This is a genomic window from Cupriavidus pinatubonensis, from assembly GCF_019602855.1.
GTDB lineage: Bacteria > Pseudomonadota > Gammaproteobacteria > Burkholderiales > Burkholderiaceae > Cupriavidus > Cupriavidus pinatubonensis.
Genome location: NZ_CP080766.1, coordinates 260,457 through 280,455, shown reverse-complemented (window position 1 = coordinate 280,455; position 19,999 = coordinate 260,457). Strand labels below are relative to the sequence as shown.

Here is a 19,999-nt window from a genome sequence, read left to right as displayed (position 1 = left end):
TGTGGAGCGACCATGCTGGAACTGATTTTGCGCCACTGTACGCTGCCGGACGGCCGCACTGGCATCGATATCGGCATCGAAAACGGCCGCATCGTCGCCGTGGAGCCAGCGCTTGCCGCGCAGGCTGCGAACGAGATCGATGCCGCCGGGCAACTGGTGACGCCGCCATTCGTCGACGCGCACTTCCATATGGATTCGACGCTGTCATACGGGCTGCCCCGCGTAAACCAGTCGGGCACGCTGCTCGAAGGCATCGCGCTGTGGGGCGAACTGAAGCCGCTGCTGACGCAGGAGGCGCTGGTCGAACGCGCGCTTGCCTACTGCGACTGGGCCGTGGCGAGAGGATTGCTGGCGATCCGTTCCCATGTCGATGTCTGCGATCCCCGCTTGCTTGCTGTGGAAGCACTGCTGCACGTGCGCGAGCGCGTGCGTCCCTACCTCGACCTGCAACTCGTGGCGTTTCCGCAGGACGGCGTGCTGCGCGCGCCGGGCGCGCTGGAGAACCTTCGCCGCGCGCTCGACATGGGCGTGGAGGTGGTTGGCGGCATCCCTCATTTCGAACGGACCATGGCGGATGGCGCGGCGTCGGTGCGCCTGCTCTGCGAACTGGCTGCGGAACGCGGATTGCGCGTCGACATGCATTGCGACGAGAGCGACGACCCGATGTCGCGCCATATCGAAACGCTCGCCAGCGAAACGGTACGGCTGGGCCTGTACGGACGTGTCGCTGGCTCGCATCTGACGTCGATGCATTCGATGGATAACTACTACGTGTCCAAGCTGCTGCCGCTGATGCGCGAAGCCCGCGTGGCCGCGATCGCCAACCCGCTGATCAACATCACCTTGCAGGGCCGCCATGACACCTACCCGAAGCGGCGCGGCATGACACGTGTCCCCGAGTTGCTGGCGGCCGGCGTGCCAGTGGCATTCGGGCATGACTGCGTGATGGACCCGTGGTACAGCTTGGGCAGCGGCGACATGCTGGAAGTGGCGCACATGGGCCTGCACGTCGGGCAGATGACGGGGCAGGATGCGATGCGCAACTGCTTCGCCGCCGTGACCACCACGCCTGCGCAGATCCTCGGGCTCGAAGGCTATGGCATCTCGCCGGGCTGCCGGGCGGACCTGATCCTGCTGCAGGCCCGCGATCCGGTCGAGGCGATCCGCTTGCGCGCCACGCGCCTGAAGGTATTGCGTGCTGGCAAAACCATCGCCAGCACGCCGGCCGCTACGGCAACGCTGCAATTGCCGGGCCGTCCGACGCAGGTGGATTTCATGGTTTCGCGAGACGGTACGCAGCGCGGCGACTGAACCGTGCAATTTTTCGTTGAAAGGGTGTTGACAATACATTGGTCGCCCAGCATAATCTTGTTCTTCGCATCGCAGCAGAAATGCAGCGAAACGAAGCCCAGATGGCGGAATTGGTAGACGCACTAGGTTCAGGTCCTAGCGGTGGCAACACTGTGGAGGTTCGAGTCCTCTTCTGGGCACCAAATTCAGAAAAGGCCCGCAGCAATGCGGGCCTTTTTCCGTTTGTGCGTCCGGTTTGTGAGTCCGTCAGCGGTGCCGTCCGCCACGGACGGCATGCCGGCTCAGTGGTCCACGGCTTCGGCGGGTGCGTCCGCGCGGCGTACGCAGTTGCGGCCCTCGGCCTTGGCGCGATACATCGCCGCATCGGCCGCAGCGAACAGGCGCGGCCAGTGCGGGGCGCCGCTGAGTCCGGTGGCCACGCCGAAACTGGCGGTCACGGGTAGCCGGGTGCCATCGGCCAGGCGGATCGGCTCGGCACAGATCGCCGCGCACAATGCCTGCGCAAGGGACGCGGCTTCGTCAGCGCTTGCGCCTGGTACCAGTACGGCAAACTCCTCGCCGCCGAAGCGGGCCAGCGCATGGTCCGGGTCCACCATATCGCGCATCAGATCAGCCACTGCGCGCAGTACCTGATCGCCGGCGGGGTGCCCGTGCCGGTCGTTGATCTGCTTGAATCGATCCACATCCATGAGGATCAGGCTCGTCGTCGACGGTCCGGCGGGATCGGCAGGCTGCGCGGCAATGCGTTCCAGTGCGCGCCGGTTGAGCAGCCCGGTCAGGCTGTCGGTGCGGGCCTGGTGTTCCAGCTGCTCGGTGAGCGATGCACGCTCGCGGAGCTTGCGGCGCAGGATATCCAGCGCATCGAACAGGCGCCGCATCTCGCGACCGGAGGCCGGGAGGGTGAAGCTAGGGCGGCTGCGGCCCTCGGCCAGCGCGATGACCGCATCGCGCGCATCCAGCAACGGCAGGAACACGGAACGCTGCGCAAACACCAGCACGTAGCCAAGCACCAGCAGGATCAGCGCCGTCGCGCTGCCAGCCGTCACCAGCACGCGCAGCGCATGCTGGCGGTCCGCCTCGAAATGCGCGATCACCTCGTTGAGGAACTCGCTGCGCAGGCGTTCCAGCGGCTCCAGCGTTGGCACATAGCGATTAGTGAATTCTGTCGGACTCATCGAGTAATGCCCGGACAGGCGGCCTTGCGCCACCATGCTGTCGACCATCGACAGGCCGTGGCCGAAGAACTGATGGCTGGCATCGGCATAGGCATGTTCGAGCCGCGGCGCGTCGCCATACATGTTGTAGGCCGGCCCCGCGAGCGCCCATAGTTCCAGCAGCCGCCCGCGCGAGCGCGACGCATCGGCCAGGCTGCGTATCGGGATCGGCTGATGCGCGGCAATGGGTGCCATGATCTGCGAGGCCACGCGGCCGCCGTATTCACGCAGGTCGCCCAGCATCTTGCCGGTGAGCGCGGGGGCTGCCAGGCCCGGATCGCAAGCGGACAGCTGCCTGACCTGCCAGCCGATCAGCGGTTGCAGCGCGTCGACTGCTTCGAACATGCCTTCGATCGCGTGCTGGAGTTCATCCATCTGCCTGTCTTCGCGCGGCCGCGTGGCCAGCGCATCGACTTCCGTGCGCGCGCGGCGCAGCCGCTCGCGCACGCGCTCCACCATCAGCGGTGGCAGATGGTGATGGTGCAGACCTGTCGGGGTGGGCGGCGGCACCAGCAGACGCGCGAGCGCGGCATCGCTGCGCGCGCGAAACTGGTGCAGCTTGTCGCGTGCAGCACTGTTTTCCGCGGGTGGCTCTCCGAGCACGCTATTGGCGGGGCCGCGTTCTGCGGACAGCACATTGGCTGCGTCGAGCAGGACGCGGTATTCCGAGATGTCATACAGGTTCTGCCGCGCGGCGTCGAAATCGCCATACGCACGTGCCATCAGCATGGACGCCAGGCCGACCGTGCACGCACCAACCACCGTCGTGGCTGCCGCCAGCTTGCGCTTCAGGCTCTGGCTGCGGCCCGTCGCCAGCGGATTGCCGGCTTGGCAAGATCTTCGCCAGAATGCCATGGGGTCTCCTCCCGCGCCGCTTTGGCCGGAAAGAGGCCAGGAAAGGCATAGGAAATCGTTGAAGTTCGACATTATTGACGAAAAGCGCTAGTGCTCCGCGCAAAGCCGACAGCAGCGGTCCACTAAGCGGGCTGGGTACGGACTGTCCGAAACGCTGCGCAAGTGGCCGCGTGGCAGCGAACAATCCCGACTTACCGCAGCCGGGCATTTGACCTATGCTCTAGCTAATCGGGCAAGCTTGGATAACGTCCGAAGGTGGTTGCCATGACTGAGGTCTTGTCATCATCATCGAGAGAGAGGGAGGCCGGGGCGTACCCCGTCTGGCACGGCTGTGCCGTGACACCGCATGGGGCACGTCACCACCATCTTCAATACTGCTGCGTGCTGGCCATGCTGATGTGTGCCGTGGCCAGAGCCGACGACAGCGCTCCCGGTACGAACGCCATCCTGGGGTGGCAGCAAGTTCACGCCAGCGACCTCGCCGGAATGGACTCGCAGGTCCTGGCCAGAGGCACTGCTTTGTCTCCCGTCGAACACAACGCGCCGCCACCCGGCTATTTCGTGCGCGGCGCTGCGACAGCAGGGCCGGGCCCTGACGACGATGCCCCCGGCCTGGCCGACGTCGACCGCGAGACTGAGCGCATGCGGTATGGCCCGCGCCGCTTCCTGGTTCACGTCGACGATGCCACCACCGCGAACGGATTCGTGGACAGTCGCGTGCGTACCATGGCTGTGGCGCTCGATGCCGTCGTGCCGCGCGCCGGTGGCCTGACCATCCAGCCTCGCGTGCAAATCGCTTACCAGCCGGGCAATGCGCCCACCGGGTCGCCGACGCAGACACAGACGCCGGACATGCTCGGCGACTCCAGTGCCACCGGCTTTGGCGTGCGCCTGTACGGCGCTCAGCCGACGCGGCTCGCGGGCGTCTACCCGTTCGTCGAGGCGGACTGGTGGCAGGACAGCCGCAAGCAGACCATCAACATCAACGGCACCAAGATCGATACGGACCTGTTGCGCGGCTTGTTTTCGTTCAACATCGGCGCGCACGGCAATACCGCATCGGGCGTGAAGTTGTGGTTCAAGGTCAAGGCGGGACGCAATGCAGGCGGTACCGTGGGTGCGCGTTATCGCTGGTAGCTGTCGCGGTTTCACCGGCCCCACAGGTGCTAGCTGAAGTTTTTTTGAGAGGGGCTTGCACAAAAGCGAAAGTACGTTATAATTTCTGTCTCGCGTGCGGCTGTAGCTCAGTTGGATAGAGTACTTGGCTACGAACCAAGGGGTCGTGGGTTCGAATCCTGCCAGCCGCGCCACCTATGCAGAAAGAAAAGGGCTTCCGGAAACGGAAGCCCTTTTTCATTTCCGGCGTCTGCATGCAACTCCAGCCCGCAACCATGGCTTGCGCGCTTCTGCACTGCGGGTCATTTGGCACTACAGTGAATGAGCCTCGGCGTTTCAGCCGGGTTTTCGGTTCACCCAGTGACGCAGCCATTGCTCCGATGACCGCACCCAAGCCCCCGTCGTTTTCGCCCGCCCGCCTGACGCTGCGGGATGGCCGCCGTATCCTGTTGCGCGAGATCTGCGAGCAGGACCGCGCGGGATTGCTCGCTGCCTTTGCCCGCTTGTCGCCGGACGCGCGCTACACACGCTTCATGGCGCCATTGCGAGAGTTGCCGGAGTCCATGGTCGAGCAGGCCACCCACCCGGAACCTGGGCACGAATGCGCGCTGGTTGCCGTCAGCGAGGCAGATGGCCAGGACGGCAGCGGCAGGCTGGTGGGCGGCGCGCGTTTCGTGGCGCCGCCGGATAGCGATGTCTGCGAGTTCGCCATCACGCTCGATGACGACTGGCATGGCGTTGGCCTGGCGCGCATCCTGATGACGGCGCTGATCGAACTAGCCGGTGCACGCGGCTACCAGCGCATGGAAGGATTCGTCCTGGCCATGAACACGCCCATGCGCCGCCTTGCGCGCCGGCTCGGCTTTACTGACGTGGCGTGCCCCGATGATGCGACCGTACGCATCGTCACGCTGCCGCTTGGCACCCAGGGCACCCCGGAAAACGCAGGCGCCGCCGGTTGAAACGTGGGGAAGACGAAGCCATGGCGAACGACGGGAGGTCACCATGTCTGTACTGTTGCTCGGCAATATCGAGCCCGGCACGACCGATGACGAGATTCGCGCATTCCTGGTGAAGTACGGGCTGCCGGAATTCGACGCTGCGGAGCATGTGCCCGGCGATGGCAGCAACCCCGCGGTCATGCTGACGTTCCGCGCGCTGGACCCGGCTACACTGCGCAAGCTGATCACGCGCATCAACGGCATGTTCTGGAAACGGCGCCGCCTGAGCGCGCAGGTCATGGCGGAGCGCTACATCTGAGCGATGCGCGGCGCGGGCCGCGCATCGCCGTCATCTCCGCATCGTCACAGTTGTCCGGCGTGATGCCGGATATGGTCCGCGATGAAGGTGCTGATGAAGAAGTAGCCGTGGTCGTAGCCCGTATGACGGCGCAGCGTCAGCGGTTGTCCGACCGCCGCGCACGCGGCCTCCAACGCTTCGGGGTGGAGCTGGTTTTGCAGGAACTGGTCAGACAGGCCCTGATCCACGAGGATGCCGGCCGGGAAGGGCGCGACCTTCTGGGCAGCCATCAATGCACTGGCATCATATTCGTCCCAGCGGCTGCGGTCGGTGCCGAGGTAGCCCGTGAACGCCTTCTGTCCCCACCGGCACCGCGTCGGCGCGGCAATCGGCGCGAACGCCGACACCGAGCGGAAACGCTGCGGATGCCGCTGCGCGAGCACCAGTGCCCCGTGACCGCCCATCGAATGCCCGAAAATGCCGACACGGTCCGGATCGACCGGCAGCTCACGGCTCACGAGGTCGAACAGCTCCTGCGCGACGTAGCTTTCCATGCCCCAATGCTGGCGCCACGGCGCTTCAGTCGCGTCGACGTAGAAACCCGCACCAACGCCGAAGTCCCAGGCATCGGCTTCGCCCGGCACGCCAGCGCCGCGCGGACTGGTGTCGGGGGCCACCAGGACCAGCCCGTGCTCGGCGGCAAAGCGCTGCGCACCGGCCTTGATCATGAAGGTTTCCTCGGTGCAGGTCAGCCCCGCCAAATAGAACAGGGCCGGCAGCTTGCCGCCACCGGCCAGCGCCTGTGGCGGCAGGTACACCGAGAATCGCATTGGCAGCCCGATGGTGGCCGATGCGTGCCGGTAGAAGCGCTGCACGCCGCCATGGCAGCCGTGTTCGGACAGCAGTTCGAGGGTCACGGCGCGCTCCTCAGTACAGCACCACCGAGCGGATCGACTCGCCGCGCTTCATCAGGTCGAAGCCTTCGTTGATGCGGTCGAGCGGCAGCGTGTGCGTGATCAGGTCGTCGATGTTGAGCTTGCCGTCCATGTACCAGTCCACGATCTTGGGCACGTCAGTGCGTCCGCGCGCGCCGCCGAAAGCCGAGCCCTTCCATTCGCGACCCGTGACGAGCTGGAACGGACGCGTGGAGATCTCCGCGCCGGCCTCCGCCACGCCGATGATGATCGACTTGCCCCAGCCCTTGTGGCAGCACTCGAGCGCCTGGCGCATGACCTGCGTATTGCCGATGCATTCGAACGAGTAGTCCGCGCCGCCGTCGGTGAGCTGGATGATGTGGTCGACGACGTTGCCCACGTCCTTCGGGTTGATGAAATGCGTCATGCCGAACTTGCGCGCCATCGCTTCGCGCTCGGGGTTCAGGTCCACGCCGATGATCTTGTCCGCGCCGACCATCTTCGCGCCCTGGATCACGTTCAGGCCGATGCCGCCGAGGCCGAACACCACCACGTTGGCGCCGGCTTCCACCTTCGCGGTGAAGATGACGGCGCCCACGCCGGTGGTCACGCCGCAGCCGATGTAGCAGACCTTGTCGAACGGCGCGTCGGGGCGAATCTTCGCGAGCGCGATTTCCGGGACCACGATGTGGTTGGCGAACGTCGACGTGCCCATGTAGTGGAAGATCGGCTTGCCATCGATCGAAAAGCGCGAGGTGCCGTCCGGCATCAGGCCCTTGCCCTGCGTGGCGCGGATGGCCTGGCACAGGTTGGTCTTGCGCGACAGGCAGAACTTGCATTGGCGGCATTCCGGCGTGTACAGCGGAATCACGTGGTCGCCCGGCTTGAGCGAGGTTACGCCGGGGCCGACATCGGTGACAATGCCCGCGCCCTCATGACCCAGGATCGCCGGGAAGATGCCTTCAGGATCGGCGCCGGACAGCGTGTAGTAATCGGTATGGCAGATGCCGGTGGCCTTGATTTCCACCAGCACTTCACCAGCACGGGGGCCTTCCAGGTCCACGTCTTCGATGGTCAGCGGGGCGCCGGCTTTCCAGGCGATGGCGGCTTTGGTTTTCATGGAATCCTCCGGGGGGTAAGGAAAGGGATCGGCCCGCTTGGGCCGGAGGCATGACTATACGACCTTCCGGAGAGATACAGGCATCACTTATCGCGTGCCGGTGGCCGCTGATCGACCGCCCCATGCCTGGTACCCCTCGGAAGTGGGGGTGAGCAATTGGTCTGACATTCCGTTGCTTGCAGGCTGGAGGCATTGTCGTTCGGGGATACGGCCCCGTCCCAATGGCCTGTCAGACGCCCCCCACATCGCAACTGTAATGAAGACACTGACCCTGAACCAACGGCTCTGGATCCCCTTTGGCCTGATCTGGATCGCCATGCTCGGCATCTGTACGTACGAGGCGTTCGTCACGCGCGCGGAAATGTTCGCCGGACGCCAACGAGAAATCCAGAGCGTTGCGGAGGCCTCGGTCAGCCTGGTCGCCGCCATCGAAAAAGAGGCGGCAAGCAAGGGCCTGTCCGTCGAAGACGCACAGAAGCTGGCCAAGGAGCGCCTGCGGCCGCTGCGCTTTGGGACGGACGGCTATGTTTCGATCACGGATTTCTCGGGCCGCTCGCTGATGCATCCGTTCAAGCCCGAGAACGAAGGCAAGAACCTCAGCACGATGAAGGATCCGAACGGTGTGCTGATCTACGTGGAGATCGCGAAGATCGCCAGCGGCCAGGGCGCGGGCTTCCTGAACTACATGTGGCCGAAGCCGGGCGCGAGCCAGCCGCTGCCCAAGGTCAGCTACGTCAAGGCATTCAAGACGTGGGAGTGGACCGTTACCACGGGCGCCTATGTCGATGACATCGAGGCGGCGTTCCGCCAGGCGTTGTTGCACTCCATCCTGACGCTGGTCATCCTGGGCGGTGCGGCGACGGTACTGGCCGCGTGGCTGCTGCGCGGCGTGCGCCGCGACCTGGGTGGCGAGCCCGCCTATGCAGCGTCGGTCGCCAACAGCATTGCGGATGGCGATTTCACGCGCGATATCGACGTGCGCCCCGGTGACACCTCGAGCCTGCTCTTTGCCATGCAGCGCATGCAGCGCAAGCTGGGGGGCACCGTGAGCGGCATCCGTGCATCGGTCGATTCAGTGGCCACGGCCACGGCGCAGATTGCCGCCGGCAATTCGGACCTGTCGTCGCGCACCGAACAGCAGGCAGCGTCGCTGCAGGAAACGGCCGCGAGCATGGAAGAGCTGACCACGACCGTGCAGCACAATGCCGACAGCGCGCGGCAGGCAAGCGGGCTGGCCGACAACGCGTCGGAGATCGCCAACCGCGGCGGCGAGGTGATGGAGCAGGTCATCACCACCATGACGCAGATCGCCGACAGTTCCAGTCAGATTGCGGACATCATCGGCGTGATCGAAGGCATTGCGTTCCAGACCAATATACTGGCGCTCAATGCCGCGGTGGAGGCGGCGCGCGCGGGCGAACAGGGCCGGGGCTTCGCCGTGGTCGCGGGCGAAGTGCGCAGCCTTGCCCAGCGCTCGGCAGGCGCTGCGAAGGAAATCCGCACGCTGATCAGCACGTCGGTCGATCGCGTGCGCAGCGGTTCGGACCTCGTGGAGCGTGCGGGTTCGACCATGACGGAGATCACGCAGTCGATCCGCCGCGTGACCGATATCATGGGCGAGATTGCCGCGGCGTCGGTGGAGCAACGCACTGGTATCGAGCAGGTCAACCAGGCCGTGGCCCAGATGGACCAGGTGACCCAGCAGAATGCCGCGCTTGTCGAAGAAGCTACTGCAGCCGCGCATTCGCTGGAAGAACAAGCTGCCGCGCTGCGCCAGTCCGTGGCGGCATTCCGGGTCGCGCAACATGGCGGCGGCCACGCCGCCGTCGTGCACCAGCCGGCTCCGGCACCGCGCCGGCCGGCCGCGCCGAAGGCTGAGCCGGTCCTGCCACAAGTACCGAAAGCACCGAAAGCACCGAAAGCACTGAAAGCGCAGCCGGCCCGTGCTGCACGCACCGAAAGCGCCGACGCTGGCGACAACTGGGAACAGTTCTGAGCGCCGGTTGCTAGCGCGGTTGCGTGGCCGATGACGCCGGCGTGTCCGGTGTCTCGCCCGCAGCGGCGGCGACGGACGGCATTAACTGGAGTTCATGCCGGCGGCCCAGCCACCACCCAAGCACGGCCCAAAGCAGGGCCATTGCGGCACCGGCAAGGGCCACCGTGGCGGCGTGGCCGGAAATCGCATCGATACCCGTCTTGACCCACGCGCTCACCGCATCGCCGGCGCGATACACAGCGGTATCGATGACGTTCTTGGCCTTGTACTTGGTTTCCGGATCCACCACGGTGAACAGCATCTCGCGCCCTGGGCGCAACAGTGCGTATTCGCCGACGCGGCGCAGGATCATCACGCCGGCCAGCACGCCGAAGGTCGGGAACATCGCCAACAGCAGGAAGCCGGCAACGACCGCAAGCGGTACGGCTGTCAGCAGCGCGGAAACCCCGTAGCGCCGCGCGATGCGCCCCGAGAAGAACAGCTGGATGATGATCGTCAGCGCCTGCACGATGGCATCGAGCGCGCTGAAGACCTGAGTCTGGCGCGCACGTTCCGGAAACGCTTCCGCCACCAGCCGCGCCTGTTCGAAGTACAGGAAGGTGCTGGCCGTGGCGAGCAGGATCACGAACAGGCTGATGCCGAGCAGGTAGCGCGAGCGCATCACCAGCGCCAGGCCGGCCCACAGGCCACCGCCGACCGGATGGGACGGGTCCATGTTTGCGCCTGTGCGGGCCGTGGAATCCCCCGCTACCGCGACGCCGGCACCGGCGCGGCTGCGCCAGCCGAACAGCCAGCCTGCGCCAGGCAGCGTGGCAGCCAGCAGCGCGGCCGACAGCAGCATCAGGCCGGTGAGCCCGATATGGACGACCAGCCAGCCGCCCATCACCGGGCCGGCCAGGCCACCTGCGCTGGCGCCAGCCGCCAGCATCGCGAACAGCCGGCGCGCCTGTTCGGGCCGGAATACATCGGCCATCAGGCTCCAGGCCACGGACACCACGAACAGGTTGAAGACTGACAGCCACACGTAGAACACGCGCGCGAGCCACACATTGTCCGGTGCCGCGCGCGTGGCCAGCGCAAAGCCGACCAGGTTGGCAACGAAGAAGGCGTAGACCCACGGCACGAAGCGCCGCCGGGGCAGCCACGCGCAGCACGCGCCGTAGATCGGGATGGCGGCCAGCATGACGACGAACGTCGCCGTGAACAGCCATTGCAGGTTTTTCACGCCGCCGGCGATACCCATGGTCTCGCGTACCGGGCGCAGCATGAAGTAGCTCGCAAACAGGCAGAAGAAGAACAGGAAGCCGGCGACGACGGCGCCCGATTCGCCGGGCCGGATACCAAAACCGTGGCGCAGGCGCGGGAAGGGCCCGGTGCCTGCCTGAGCGGGATCGTTGTCCATCGGCTACGCGAGCAGCGCCGCAATGCGTTCGCGCTGGCCCGCATCCGGCATGCGTCCGAGCGCGGCACCGAGGTTGTCGGCCATGTTCTTCGGCTTGGACGTGGCGGGAATTGCGGCGGTGACGGCCGGATGGCTCACCACGAACTTCAGGAACAACTGTCCCCACGAGTTGCAGTCAATCTCGCCGGCCCATGGCGGTAGCGGACGGTTTTTCACAGCGCGGAACATGCGGCCATCCTGGAATGGCCGGTTGATCAGTACGGCCACGCCGCGCGACTGGCACAGCGGCAGCAGCGTCCGTTCGGCGCCGCGCTCGGCGAGGGAATAGTTGATCTGCACGAAATCCACACGTTCGCTGCGCACAATCTGCGCGACGGCATCCTGTGCATCCTCACGGTAATGGGTGATGCCGAGGTAGCGGATCTTGCCCTGTTCCTTGAGTTCGCGCATCCAGCGCAGGTTCTCGCGCCAGTCGATCAGGTTGTGCACCTGCAGCAGATCGACTTTGTCGGTGTGCAGGTCGGCGAGCGAACGCGCCCATTGCGCCTGCGCTGAAGCGCCGGCCGGTGCGGACACCTTGGTCGCGAGAAACACCTTGGCACGCGCACCGGCATTGCGCAGCAGGTCACCGGTTACGGCTTCCGCGCTGCCATAGCTCGGCGCGGTATCGACGACCGAGCCCTGGTTGCGCAGCAGCAGGCCCAGGACCTCTGCCAGGGGTGCGCGTTCGTCGGCCCCTGTGCCAACGTTGAAGGTATCGGCGGTGCCCATGCCGACAACGGGCAGCGCTTCGGTGGTGCCGGGAATGGTCCGCCGCATTGGCGCCTCTACCGTGGCGGCCGCAGCAGTGCCGGCCGCAGTCGCGACGCGGGGCACGGCAGCCAGTCCGGCGGCAATCGCAAGAAAGGAGCGGCGATCGATCGACATGGGGGATTCCAGGCGAATGGCACCCGTTGACCTTAGCTCCGGGCGACTGCCTTGTAAAGCATTTGGCCCGGCGGGTGCCGCTGACTAGCCTTTATGCGCTGCAGCGCATATCGCGGGTTCCGGCCATCGTTCGTCATGGTCGGAATCTCCCCCATCCCGGCCAATCCTCTTGCCGCTATGGACCGGGGAGAGTAGAAATCGATCCATGATTGCCGACCGAGCGTTGCATGCTCCATGGACCCATCTGCCAAGCTCAACGCTGATTCGCTGGGCATCGTCGAATCCGTGATCATGGGCATCGCCGGCACGGCGCCGGCCTACAGCATCGAGATCACGACTTCCACGATCATCGGTACGGCCGGCACGCTGTCGCCGGCGAGCATCCTGGTGTGCGGGCTGATCATGTTTGGCATCGCATTTGCGTTCATCAACCTGAATCGGGCCCTGGCGAGCGCCGGCACTTCCTATGCGTGGGTGAGCATGGTATTCGGGCGAGCCTTCGGCTTTCTTGCCGGTTGGGCGCTGCTGGTGCTGTGCTGCGTGTTCATGGTCTCTGCCATGATTCCGGCGGCCAATGCCACGCTGCTCGTTTTCGACCGGCCGAAGATGAATAACGTGCATTACGTGACGCTGATCGCGGCGGCATGGCTCACGTTCGTCAGTGCAGTGATCGTCAAGGGCATCAAGCTCACCAGTTACCTGCAAGTGCTGATGACAGTCATCGAGGGCGCGATTCTGCTCGTGATCATCATCGCGAGCTTCCTCACGTTTCCGCATGCGCCACAGCACTCGTTCTCGCTGGCATGGTTCTGGCCGTTCGCGTTCTCTCCCGGCATGTTCGCCAACTGCGCGCTGATCGCAATTTTCTTTTTCTACGGCTGGGACGTGACCCTGAACCTCAGCGAGGAGACGCGCGACCCGAACCGCATCCCGGGTCGCGCCGCGTTCTGGTCGATGGTGTTCCTGATGACGTTCTTCCTGGTCTTCATCGTCATCACGCTGCTCGGCCTGTCGGATGCCGAGATCCAGCACTACAACACCAACGTCATCTTTGCCATTGCGGAGAAGTTGTTCGGACCCACCTGGGGCTATGTCGCGATCATTGCGGTGCTGCTGAGCACAGTGGGAACGGTCGAGACGCAGATGCTCCAGTTCACACGCACACTGTTTGCCACGAGCCGCGACGGGGCACTCCACCATCGCTACGCGCGCCTGCATCCGCGTTGGCGGACGCCGCACTTTGCCATCTTCTTCATCTGGATCGCCGGACTCGTGCTGCTGTTCGCTTCGTCTTACCTGCCGACGATCAACGTCATCCTGCAGGATTCCATTACCGCCATCGGTTTTCAGATCTGCTTCTACCTCGGGCTGACCGGGCTCGCCTGCGGCTGGTATTACCGATCGATGCTGGCGCAAGGTCCATGGCATGCCGTTAGCCACGTCATCTGGCCGGTGGGAAGCGGGCTGTTCCTTTTCTTCATCGCGATCTACAGTATCCCGACTTTCGATTGGGTCACCAATGTCGTTGGCCTGGGAGGCATAGCCTGTGGTGCCGTTCCGCTGGCGCTGAACCGCAAGAAGATCTGGGCATCTCCTGCCGCCTGAACCCGCTCAATGCTGCCGGCGTCATGTTGTCCGGCATTTTTATACCCGATGAATTGCAAGACGCCTGTGCGCGCCGATCATGGACTCCATATCTATGTGGCAGCTGTTGCTGCACTTCGACCAGCATCTCGGCGCCGCCATCGCGCACTACGGCCCGCTGGTCTACGCCATCCTGTTCGCCGTGGTGTTTGCCGAGATCGGCGTGCTGCCTCTGTTTTTCCTGCCGGGCGATCCCTTGCTGTTCATCTGTGGCGCGTTCTGCGCGTCGGGTTACCTGAGTCTGTGGGTGCTGATGCCGCTGTTGTTCGTGGCGGCGCTGGGCGGCAGCCTGCTGAACTACGGCGTGGGCCGTGCGATCGGTATGAAAGTGCTGGGCAGGCAATTGCGGTGGATAGACCAGGCGGCGCTGGAGCGGACGCATCGGTTCTATGCCGAGCACGGCGACGTGACCTTCCTGCTTTCGCCTTTCATCGCGGTGGTGCGTACCTTTGCGCCGTTCGTGGGTGGCATAGCAGGCATGGGTGCAGCGCGCTTCCTGCTCGCGGCTGCGGCTGGCGCATTGCTATGGTCTGTTTCGCTGCCGGTGCTTGGCTACTTCTTCGGAAACGTGCCGCAGGTGCGTGACCACATGGGGGCCATTGTGCTGTCGGGGATTGTGATGGGTGTGGGGGCGCTGGTTGTCGCCAATGTCTGGCGCAGATTGAGGGTGGGAAGGTAGCCCTGGCAAATATGCCTTCGCAGCGTATCGAGGCAGGACACCGCCCGATTGCAAAAATTCCTGGCACCCGCAACAATCCACCCGATAAAGTGCCGCTACCGTAACGCCCCGCGTAACGGGGCGTGGCCCATTCCCAGAACTGGAGGCAGGCAACATGCGCACCCGGGTCGCAATCATCGGCGCGGGCCCGGCCGGGCTGCTGCTCGGTCATTTGCTGCAGCGGGCCGGTATTGATTCCGTCATTCTCGAAGACTGTACCCAGGCACATGTCGAGGCGCGCATACGCGCCGGGGTGCTCGAACAAGGTACTGTCGACCTGCTGGAAGAGGCTGGCGTGGCCGCGCGCCTGCGCGAGCAAGGCATGGTGCACCACGGCATCGACCTGCTGTTCGATGGGCAGCGCCACCGCATCGATCTGAGCGGGCTGACCGGTGGGCGCGCAATCACTGTGTATGGACAACATGAGGTCGTGCGCGATTTGATCGCCGCCAGGCAGGCTTGCGGTGCGCCGCTGCTGTTCGAGGTGTCGCAGGTTGCCCTGCATGGGTTGGACACGCAGTCGCCATCCTTGTCGTTCGAGCATGGCGGGCAGCGCCATGTGCTGGCGTGCGACTTCATTGCCGGCTGCGACGGCTCGCACGGCGTGTCGCGCCACGCGGTGCCGGCCGGCGCGTTGCAGGTCTTCGAGCGGTCTTATCCGTTTGCATGGCTGGGCATCCTGGCCAGCGCTGCACCCGCGGCGCAGGAGCTGATCTATGCGAGCCATGCGCGTGGCTTTGCGCTGTTCTCGATGCGATCGCCTGAAATCACGCGGCTTTACCTGCAATGCCGGCCCGACGAAGACCTGGCCGGCTGGACCGATCGGCGCATCTGGGACGAACTGCATGCACGGCTCGAAACCGGCGACGGCTGGCATCTGAACGAGGGGCCGGTGCTGCAGAAGGGCATCACGCCGATGCGCAGTCTGGTCACCGAGCCGATGCAATATGGCCGCCTGTTCCTGGCCGGCGATGCCGCGCATATCGTGCCGCCAACGGGCGCGAAGGGCATGAATCTCGCGGTGGCCGACGTGCGTAACCTGGCCCACGCGCTGGTCACGCACTACCGCCACGGCCGCGACGATCTGCTGGCCGGATACTCGTCGGCCTGCCTTGCGCGCGTCTGGCGTGCGGAACATTTCTCGTGGTGGATGACGTCATTGCTGCATCGCTTCGATGACCATACGCCGTTCACGGCGCGGCTGCAGCATGCCGAACTGGCCTATGTGTGCGCGTCACAGGCAGCATCGCGCATGCTGGCCGAAAACTATGTGGGCCTGCCGTTCGCGCCGTTGCCTGCGTGAGCGCGTCCCTTTCTTCAACGCAACTTAGCCCCACCGAATGTACCGATCACCATGACAAGTCTCTTGGGCGTGCTGTTTGACGGCCTGGCGTACGGCAGCCTGTTGTTCCTGATCAGCGTCGGGCTATCCGTGACCATGGGCCTGATGAATTTCGTCAACCTCGCGCATGGCGCCTTCGCGATGCTGGGTGGCTATGTCGCCGTGGTGCTGATGAACCGCGCCGGCGTGCCATTCCTGCTGTCGCTGCTGATTGCGTTCGCCGGGGCAGCGGCCGCGGGCTGGGTACTGGAACGCACACTGTACCGCAGGCTCTACCAGGCGAGCCATCTCGACCAGGTGCTGTTTTCCATCGGCCTGACATTCATGGCGATGGCCGGAGCGAACTACCTGTTCGGCCCGGGCCAGCAGCCCGTGGAACTGCCCGCGGCGCTGCGCGGCCAAGTGCGCGTGGGCGGGGTGGATCTGGGCGTGTACCGGCTCTTCCTGATCGGTGTGGTGGTGGCGATCACCGCGACACTGGGCTGGCTGGTGGCGCGCACGCGCTTCGGCGCGCAAGTGCGGGCCGCGGTGGACAACCAGCAGGCCGCGCGCGGGCTGGGCATCAATGTTGACCGCGTATTCAGCCTGACATTCGCGCTGGGCTCCGGCCTGGCGGGGCTCGGCGGAGGGCTCGGCGTCGATATGCTTGGCCTCGATCCGGCGTTCCCGCTCAAGTACATGGTGTATTTCCTGCTCGTGGTGGCTGTCGGCGGCGCCGGGTCCATCCGAGGGCCGCTGCTTGCGGCGCTGGTGCTCGGCGTCGCGGACGTGGCCGGGAAGTACTACGTGCCAGCAGTCGGTGCCTTTGTCATCTACGCGATGATGGTGCTGTTGCTGGTCCTGTTTCCGGCTGGCCTGTACGGGAGGCGCGCATGAAGACGCTGATGCGTGCGATGCGGCCCGCCGCATCGTCCGGCGAAGCCGCCGGCGCACCGGCGCCCGCGCGGCGGAAGTTGCCGGACGGGCGCTGGCATCCGGCCGAATTCTTGTTCTGGCTGTTGCCTGTCGCGGCCTTCTTTGCGCTGCCGGACTACCTGATCCTCGGCAGCCAGATCCTGATCAGCGGGCTGTTCGCGCTGTCTCTCGACCTGATCCTTGGCTATGCGGGGATTGTCTCGCTCGGGCACGCAGCATTCTTCGGACTTGGTGCCTATACGGCTGGCTTGCTGGCGGCGCACGGCTGGGGCGAGCCGCTCAGTGGCCTGCTGGCCGCCGCGGCAATGGCCGCCGTGGCCGGCTGGCTGTGCAGCTTCCTGGTGGTGCGGGGCGGCGATCTCACGCGCCTGATGGTGACGCTGGGCATCGGCCTGATGCTGTTCGAGGCTGCCAACAAGGCGGCATTCGTCACCGGAGGCGTGGACGGTTTGTCCGGCGTGGCCATGGACCGCCTGCTTGGCGTATTTGAATTCGACTTGATCGGCAAGACCGCCTACGTGTACAGCCTGGCGGCGACGTTCGCGCTATTTCTGCTGTTGCGGCGCCTTACCCAGTCGCCGTTCGGCCTGTCGCTGCGCGGCATACGCGACGGCGGCCGGCGCATGCCCGCACTCGGTGCTGACGTGCCGCGCCGGTTGCGCACGACGTTCACGCTGTCCGCAGCGATTGCCGGGGTGGCTGGTGCACTGCTCGCGCAGACGACACAGTTTGTCGGCATGGACGTGCTCGGCTTTCCGCGCTCGGCGGAGCTGCTCGTCATGCTGGTGCTGGGCGGTACCGGACGCCTGTATGGCGCACTGGCTGGCGCGGCGCTGTACATGATTGCGCAGGATGTACTGGCTGGCATGAACCCGGTGTACTGGCAGTTTTGGATCGGCCTGTTGCTGGTGCTGGTGGTGCTGTTTGCAAGGGGAGGAGTCATGGGCGCCATGGACGCCGCGCGAAGCCGGCTGACGCGGCGTACCGGGACACGGCTCGAAGGCGGTGCGCCATGACAGCAGTACTTCGTACAGAAGGCCTGTCGCGCCAGTGGGGCGCGTTCGTGGCCAACAGCGATATCTCGCTCAACTTCGCGCCCGGGACACGCCATGCGTTGATTGGCCCGAACGGCGCGGGAAAGACCACGTTTATCAACCTGCTGACCGGTGCGCTGGCGCCGACCTCGGGTCGCATCTGGCTGGGGACCCAGGAAATTACCAAGCTGCCTCAGCATGCGCGCGTGCGCCTGGGCATGACACGGACATTCCAGATCAACACGCTGTTTCCGGGGCTGACAGTGCTCGAATCGGTGGTTCTGGCTGTGGCCGAACGTACCGGCGCGGCGCGCATCTGGTCGCGGACCGTGGCGTCGCAGCGCGCGCTGGTGGACGAGGCCATGGCCGTGCTGGCGAGCCTGCGGATCGATGGCGAGGCCGATGTAGAGACGCGCTGCCTGCCGTATGGCAAGCAGCGGCTGCTCGAGATTGCGCTGGCGCTTGCCACGCGGCCGTCGATCCTGCTGCTGGACGAGCCCGCGGCCGGCATTCCGTCGGCGGAAAGCGCGGAACTGTTCGATGTCATTGCCGCGCTGCCGCGCGAAATCACGATCGTATTCATCGAGCATGACATGGACCTCGTATTCCGCTTTGCCGAGCGCATTACGGTGCTTGTTGGCGGCAAGGTGCTGACCGAGGGCGCACCGGCCGAAATCGCCGCCGACCTGCGCGTGAAAGAGGTCTACCTTGGGGAGGCGGTGCATGGGTGAGCTGCTGCGTATCGACGGACTGAGCGCGGGCTACGGCGACGCCGTGGTAATCGACGGCATCGACCTTGCGCTGGGGTCCGGGGACAGCCTCGCGCTGCTCGGCCGCAACGGCGTGGGCAAGACCACATTGCTCGCCACACTAATGGGTTTTACGCGCGTTCGCCGCGGCACGCTGTGCTGGCAGGGGCGCGACCTGGCGCGGTTGCCGTCCCACCAGCGCGCGCAGGCCGGCATCGGCTGGGTGCCGCAGGAGCGCTGGGTGTTTCCCTCGCTGACCGTGGAAGAGAACCTGAGTGCCGTGGCGCGTCCGGGCCATTGGACGCTGGCGCGCGTGTATGAACTGTTCCCGCGCCTGCAGGAACGCCGGCGAAACCTCGGCAACCAGTTGTCGGGCGGCGAACAGCAGATGCTGGCCATTGCGCGCGCGCTGATGCTCAATCCTGCCTTGCTGCTGCTCGACGAGCCCATGGAGGGTCTGGCGCCCATCATCATCCAGGAACTGCAGCGCGTGATTGGCAATCTGATCGGGCAGGGCGGGATGGCCGTGATCGTGGTTGAACAGCATGCAAGGCTGGCGCTGGCAATGACTGCGCAGGCGATGGTTCTCGACCGGGGCAGGGTGGTCCACGCGTCAGACAGTGCCAGCCTGCTGGCGGACAAAAGGCGCCTGGACCGACTGATGGGAATCGGCTGACAACGCTTCCGGACAATGGCTCCGCCCTGGCGCAGGTGGCCGAAAATGTATCGGGGGCTGTCACGATAGTTTGCGGTTGCGCAAACTCCCGCTATGCTCCGCAGATTGTGCAGGCGAGCTCACGCACACGGCGGCATCGCCGTGGCACGGCAGCATGCTTCGATCCCGGAACCGACCAGACCATGACGCTTTACCAGATCAAACCGAAGTTCCAGGCACTTCTGCGGCCCACTGTGCAACGGCTTGCAGCGTCGGGCGTGACGGCCAACCAGGTCACGCTGGCGGCGGCTGCCGGTTCCCTGGTGGTCGGCGCGCTGGCCGGCGGACTGGCGTGGCTGCCCGCGGTGTTCCTGCTGATGCCGCTGTGGCTGTTCGTGCGGATGGCGCTGAACGCCATCGATGGCATGCTCGCGCGCGAACACGGGCAGCAAAGCGTGCTGGGCGCATACCTCAACGAGCTCGGCGACATTGTTTCGGACCTCGCACTGACCATTCCGTTTGCCTGGGCCATGCCCTCGTCGGGTGGCGAAGTCATCCTGTTCGCCATCCTGGCCGTGGTGGCCGAGTGCGCGGGCCTGATCGGGCCGCTGGCCGGCGCGAGCCGGCGCTATGACGGCCCGCTCGGCAAGAGCGACCGCGCGCTGGTGCTCGGTGCGCTCGGATTCTGGGTCGGCTGCGGGCAGGGGCTGGGTGGGTTCGGGCACTGGTTCTGGATCTTGCTGTCGTTGTTGACGGTGCTGACCATCATCAACCGGGTACGCCGTGGCGTGCAGGAGGCTCGCGAGAGCCAGGCCCGCCGGTCGACGTTCTAATTGTGGAGACGCACT

General features: G+C 65.4%; 18 protein-coding genes and 2 tRNA genes. 15 read left to right on the top strand and 5 right to left on the bottom strand.

Going from position 1 to position 19,999, the window contains the following annotated elements:
- Positions 1-12 precede the first annotated feature (12 nt).
- Positions 13-1,311 (top strand): amidohydrolase family protein, encoded by a 1,299-nt coding sequence (locus K2O51_RS01385; RefSeq protein ID WP_011300116.1) that lies wholly within the window; start codon positions 13-15, stop codon positions 1,309-1,311.
- A gap of 95 nt (positions 1,312-1,406) precedes the next feature.
- Positions 1,407-1,493, top strand: a tRNA-Leu gene (locus K2O51_RS01380).
- A gap of 99 nt (positions 1,494-1,592) precedes the next feature.
- Here the strand turns inward: K2O51_RS01380 and K2O51_RS01375 are convergent.
- Positions 1,593-3,380, bottom strand: coding sequence for a GGDEF domain-containing protein (locus K2O51_RS01375; protein WP_140950156.1), 1,788 nt, complete (start codon positions 3,378-3,380; stop codon positions 1,593-1,595).
- A gap of 264 nt (positions 3,381-3,644) precedes the next feature.
- Between K2O51_RS01375 and K2O51_RS01370 the strand changes: the two genes are divergently transcribed.
- From K2O51_RS01370 to K2O51_RS01355, 4 genes are all read left to right on the top strand, one after another.
- A complete protein-coding gene (locus tag K2O51_RS01370; protein WP_140950157.1) occupies positions 3,645-4,517 on the top strand; it encodes an autotransporter domain-containing protein in 873 nt (290 codons plus the stop codon).
- A 96-nt stretch (positions 4,518-4,613) separates the two neighbouring features.
- A tRNA-Arg gene (locus K2O51_RS01365) sits at positions 4,614-4,690 on the top strand.
- Positions 4,691-4,876: 186 nt separating this feature from the next.
- Entirely contained in the window at positions 4,877-5,458 is a 582-nt protein-coding gene (locus tag K2O51_RS01360) for a GNAT family N-acetyltransferase (protein WP_011300120.1), read from the top strand.
- Between the two features lie 43 nt (positions 5,459-5,501).
- Positions 5,502-5,756, top strand: coding sequence for an RNA-binding protein (locus K2O51_RS01355; protein WP_011300121.1), 255 nt, complete (start codon positions 5,502-5,504; stop codon positions 5,754-5,756).
- A gap of 44 nt (positions 5,757-5,800) precedes the next feature.
- Here the strand turns inward: K2O51_RS01355 and fghA are convergent, their stop codons facing one another.
- Positions 5,801-6,652 carry an S-formylglutathione hydrolase gene (gene fghA / locus K2O51_RS01350; protein WP_220630387.1) on the bottom strand — a complete coding sequence of 284 codons (852 nt, stop codon included), beginning with the start codon at positions 6,650-6,652 and terminating at the stop codon, positions 5,801-5,803.
- A 10-nt stretch (positions 6,653-6,662) separates the two neighbouring features.
- Positions 6,663-7,769 carry an S-(hydroxymethyl)glutathione dehydrogenase/class III alcohol dehydrogenase gene (locus K2O51_RS01345; protein ID WP_220630208.1) on the bottom strand — a complete coding sequence of 369 codons (1,107 nt, stop codon included), beginning with the start codon at positions 7,767-7,769 and terminating at the stop codon, positions 6,663-6,665.
- Positions 7,770-8,025: 256 nt separating this feature from the next.
- Here K2O51_RS01345 and K2O51_RS01340 point away from each other — a divergent pair, with 256 nt between their 5' ends.
- Positions 8,026-9,765 carry a methyl-accepting chemotaxis protein gene (locus tag K2O51_RS01340; RefSeq protein WP_220630386.1) on the top strand — a complete coding sequence of 580 codons (1,740 nt, stop codon included), beginning with the start codon at positions 8,026-8,028 and terminating at the stop codon, positions 9,763-9,765.
- A 10-nt stretch (positions 9,766-9,775) separates the two neighbouring features.
- Here K2O51_RS01340 and K2O51_RS01335 read toward each other — a convergent pair whose 3' ends face one another.
- The gene (locus tag K2O51_RS01335) at positions 9,776-11,167 is read right to left on the bottom strand and encodes an NTP/NDP exchange transporter (RefSeq protein WP_011300125.1); all 1,392 of its coding nucleotides are present in this window, start codon (positions 11,165-11,167) and stop codon (positions 9,776-9,778) included.
- A 3-nt stretch (positions 11,168-11,170) separates the two neighbouring features.
- Positions 11,171-12,094 carry an aldo/keto reductase gene (locus K2O51_RS01330; protein ID WP_041680160.1) on the bottom strand — a complete coding sequence of 308 codons (924 nt, stop codon included), beginning with the start codon at positions 12,092-12,094 and terminating at the stop codon, positions 11,171-11,173.
- A gap of 234 nt (positions 12,095-12,328) precedes the next feature.
- Here K2O51_RS01330 and K2O51_RS01325 point away from each other — a divergent pair, with 234 nt between their 5' ends.
- The 8 genes from K2O51_RS01325 (at position 12,329) to K2O51_RS01290 (ending at position 19,984) form a co-directional block, all read left to right on the top strand.
- Complete coding sequence (locus K2O51_RS01325; protein ID WP_220630385.1) at positions 12,329-13,699, top strand: APC family permease; 1,371 nt, start codon at positions 12,329-12,331, stop codon at positions 13,697-13,699.
- A gap of 79 nt (positions 13,700-13,778) precedes the next feature.
- The gene (locus K2O51_RS01320) at positions 13,779-14,417 is read left to right on the top strand and encodes a VTT domain-containing protein (RefSeq protein WP_011300128.1); all 639 of its coding nucleotides are present in this window, start codon (positions 13,779-13,781) and stop codon (positions 14,415-14,417) included.
- Between the two features lie 154 nt (positions 14,418-14,571).
- The gene (gene pobA, locus K2O51_RS01315) at positions 14,572-15,759 is read left to right on the top strand and encodes a 4-hydroxybenzoate 3-monooxygenase (RefSeq protein WP_011300129.1); all 1,188 of its coding nucleotides are present in this window, start codon (positions 14,572-14,574) and stop codon (positions 15,757-15,759) included.
- Positions 15,760-15,810: 51 nt separating this feature from the next.
- Positions 15,811-16,674 (top strand): branched-chain amino acid ABC transporter permease, encoded by an 864-nt coding sequence (locus K2O51_RS01310; RefSeq protein WP_011300130.1) that lies wholly within the window; start codon positions 15,811-15,813, stop codon positions 16,672-16,674.
- Between the two features lie 17 nt (positions 16,675-16,691).
- Positions 16,692-17,729, top strand: coding sequence for a branched-chain amino acid ABC transporter permease (locus K2O51_RS01305; protein ID WP_220630645.1), 1,038 nt, complete (start codon positions 16,692-16,694; stop codon positions 17,727-17,729).
- Complete coding sequence (locus K2O51_RS01300) at positions 17,726-18,478, top strand: ABC transporter ATP-binding protein (protein ID WP_011300132.1); 753 nt, start codon at positions 17,726-17,728, stop codon at positions 18,476-18,478. Before K2O51_RS01305 ends, K2O51_RS01300 begins: the two co-directional genes overlap by 4 nt.
- Positions 18,471-19,172 (top strand): ABC transporter ATP-binding protein, encoded by a 702-nt coding sequence (locus K2O51_RS01295; protein WP_011300133.1) that lies wholly within the window; start codon positions 18,471-18,473, stop codon positions 19,170-19,172. The genes K2O51_RS01300 and K2O51_RS01295 overlap by 8 nt, the downstream gene beginning before the upstream one ends.
- A 182-nt stretch (positions 19,173-19,354) precedes the next feature.
- A complete protein-coding gene (locus K2O51_RS01290; protein ID WP_011300134.1) occupies positions 19,355-19,984 on the top strand; it encodes a CDP-alcohol phosphatidyltransferase family protein in 630 nt (209 codons plus the stop codon).
- Positions 19,985-19,999: the final 15 nt, after the last annotated feature.